Raw genomic sequence first — 3,039 nt, forward strand, 5'->3', positions numbered from 1 at the left:
TGCCTAAGTTAATGCAAAAAATCGATACCCGCATCATGATTGCTGTGGGCATCAGTTTATTTGCTGTCAGCTGTTTTATGAACTCGAATATGACGCACGATACTGGTATCGATCAGTTACGTTGGTCGCAACTTGTTCGCGCTATGGGACAACCTTTAATTATGGTACCTCTTTCATCAATTGCTACTGCTGGAATTGAAGCGGAACAAGCTGGATCTGCTTCTGGTTTGTTTAATATGATGCGAAATATGGGCGGTTCGTTAGGAATTGCAATTTTGGCAACTTTGCTAACTCGGCGAGAGCAATTTCATTCCAATCGTTTAGGAGATGCTATTTCGTTGTACGATCCGCAAACGCAGCAGCGCATCGAAGAAATGACCCAGTTTTTTGTGAGTCGGGGGGCGGATTTAAGTACGGCGAGAGATCGAGCGATCGCAGCGATTAGCAATATCGTTCGCCGCGAAGCTTTCGTGATGGCTTTCAACGATTGTTTTTACATAGTTGGTTGCGCTTTATTGCTGAGTGGTATTGCCATTATCTTCTTCAAAAAGGTAAAGGCAACTGGTGGTGGTGCTGCACATTAATTGATTGGGTGGCATAAATTAAGCGATTTTTAGAAGCTGACTGTAATCCAAAGTAAGGGAATATATAAAAACAAAGAAATTATTACCAATGGAATACCTAGCTTTGAGGCTAATAAACTATTTTTACAGATGGTTTTGTTGATGATAAAAATCAGTAAACCGGAAACTAAAGGGTAGATTACCAAGCCGATATGATAAGCTGCATCGGAATTAGTATACATAGGAACTCCCACATCAGAATAATTTTTGCCTTTGAGAGCATTCGTTACAGTCAAGCCTAAACTAAATGAAAAGACGATCGCAGCGATAGTGGAAAGCACTATAATAATCTGCATCCGTAAATTAGGGTCATTATTTCTAGTCATGTATTCAAATAATGGTGGTTGGCAATTCTGGATCGATCGAGGTGGTACGTTTACCGATATAGTGGCGCGGCGTCCCGACGGACATCTCGTAATTCACAAGCTGCTGTCAGAAAATCCGGAACGCTATACCGATGCAGCAGTGCAGGGAATTCGCGATCTTTTGGGAATTACTGCTGATACACCCATTCCAGCTGATGAGATTGAAGTCGTCAAGATGGGAACGACGGTGGCGACGAATGCGTTGCTGGAAAGAAAAGGCGATCGCACTGTTCTTCTCATTAGCAAAGGTTTCCGAGATGCCCTCCGCATCGGCTATCAAAATCGTCCCGATATCTTCGCCCGTCACATTATACTACCAGAAATGCTGTACGATCGCGTCATCGAAGTAGAAGAACGCTACAGCGCCGATGGCAAAGAATTACTTCCCGTACAAACTGGCTATATTCGACCTTTACAACAAGCTTATTATGAAGGAATTCGCAGCTGTGCAATTGTTTTCATACACGGTTATCGCTATCCCAAACACGAAAAACAAGTTGCAGATATCGCACATAGAATAGGTTTTACTCAAGTATCCGTATCCCACCAAGTCAGCCCTTTGATGAAGCTTGTCAGTCGCGGCGATACAACTGTTGTGGATGCTTATCTTTCCCCCATTTTACGGCGATATGTAGAGCGGGTTAGCAGTAATTTGGGTAATACCAAATTGATGTTTATGCAATCGAATGGGGGACTTACCGACGCACAATTATTTCAAGGCAAAGATAGCATTTTATCAGGCCCTGCTGGGGGAATTGTTGGTGCTGTGCAAACAAGTTTGATGGCAGGTTTCGATAAAATTATCACCTTCGATATGGGTGGTACTTCCACCGATGTTGCACATTACAACCATAAAGTCGATGAATCTTGTGGGGTAGGCGTCCCGCCTGCCCCTAAATTGCTAAGGACGGGCGAGACGCCCATCCCACAAGGCCAGACGCCCATCCCACAAGATATTCCACAAGAACAGTTTGCGCCACAATACGAACGCACATTTGAGACAGAAGTTGCGGGTGTGCGATTGCGGACGCCGATGATGGCAATTCACACTGTTGCAGCTGGTGGAGGTTCGATTCTATACTTTGATGGTGCGCGTTATCGCGTAGGGCCGGAGTCGGCGGGCGCAAATCCCGGCCCTGCTTGTTATCGCAAGGGTGGGCTGCTGACGGTGACGGATTGCAATGTGATGGTGGGCAAGTTGCAGCCGGAGTTTTTCCCGAAGGTGTTTGGGAAAGATGGCGATTTGCCGTTGGATGCAGAGGTGGTGCGGCAGAAGTTTGCACAACTGGCGGCGGAGATTGGAGGGGAGTCCAAACCGGAGGAGGTGGCGGCGGGATTTTTGGCGATCGCAGTCGATAAAATGGCAAACGCGATTAAAAAAATCTCTCTGCAACGCGGTTACGATGTGTCGGAATATACGCTTTGTTGTTTCGGCGGTGCGGGGGGACAACACGCTTGCTTAATTGCCGATGCGTTGGGGATGAAACAGGTGTTCCTCCATCCCTACGCGGGTGTTTTATCCGCTTATGGTATGGGTTTGGCGGATGTGCGCGTGATTCGGGAAAAGGCAGTGGAAGCAAAGTTGAGTGAGGAATTGTTGCCGTTGTTGCAACAGGTTTTGGAGGAGTTAGTCACAGAAGGGAAGGAGGAATTGAACCGCACAGGCAAGATGCCTGTGCCACAAGATACACAGGTTTTTTGCAAGCTGCATTTGCGATATGAGGGAACTGATTCGTCGCTGATTGTCGATTTTGGTGATGTTGTGGGGATGAGGCAGCTTTTTGAGGAGGCGCATCGCCAACGTTACGGTTTTATTATGTCAGAAAAGCTGCTGATTGTGGAGGCTGTTTCGGTTGAGGTGGTAGGTAAAACTGATGTGCCGGCAGAATCTTTAATTGCAAGCAAAACAACTGAATCTGCCTCATCTATAGCGACTGTAAAAATGTACGCGGCGGATGCTTGGCAGGAAACACCTGTTTACAAACGGGAGGATTTGCAACCGGGAGATGGCATTTTTGGCCCTGCAATTATTGTAGAAGCAACTGGTAAAA

General features: G+C 46.4%; 2 protein-coding genes and 1 pseudogene. 2 read left to right on the forward strand and 1 reads right to left on the reverse strand.

The window, feature by feature from the left end; genetic code table 11:
• Positions 1–584, forward strand: a pseudogene (locus tag H6S82_RS26630) (EmrB/QacA family drug resistance transporter); the annotation flags it as partial.
• Positions 585–613: 29 nt separating this feature from the next.
• On the opposite strand, the gene H6S82_RS26635 reads toward H6S82_RS26630, so the two are convergent.
• Positions 614–949 (reverse strand): hypothetical protein, encoded by a 336-nt coding sequence (locus tag H6S82_RS26635; RefSeq protein ID WP_190464010.1) that lies wholly within the window; start codon positions 947–949, stop codon positions 614–616.
• Here H6S82_RS26635 and H6S82_RS26640 point away from each other — a divergent pair.
• The coding region (locus H6S82_RS26640) for a hydantoinase/oxoprolinase family protein (RefSeq protein WP_191056987.1) at positions 948–3,039 on the forward strand (2,092 nt) is incomplete at its 3' end. The genes H6S82_RS26635 and H6S82_RS26640 overlap by 2 nt on opposite strands.

The organism is Planktothrix sp. FACHB-1355 (assembly GCF_014748295.1).
Lineage (GTDB): Bacteria > Cyanobacteriota > Cyanobacteriia > Cyanobacteriales > Aerosakkonemataceae > Aerosakkonema > Aerosakkonema funiforme_A.

Excerpts from the sequence above, each read along its gene's own strand:
- H6S82_RS26635 (WP_190464010.1), bottom strand. The coding sequence starts at position 949 with ATGACTAGAAATAATGACCCTAATTTACGGATGCAGATTATTATAGTG.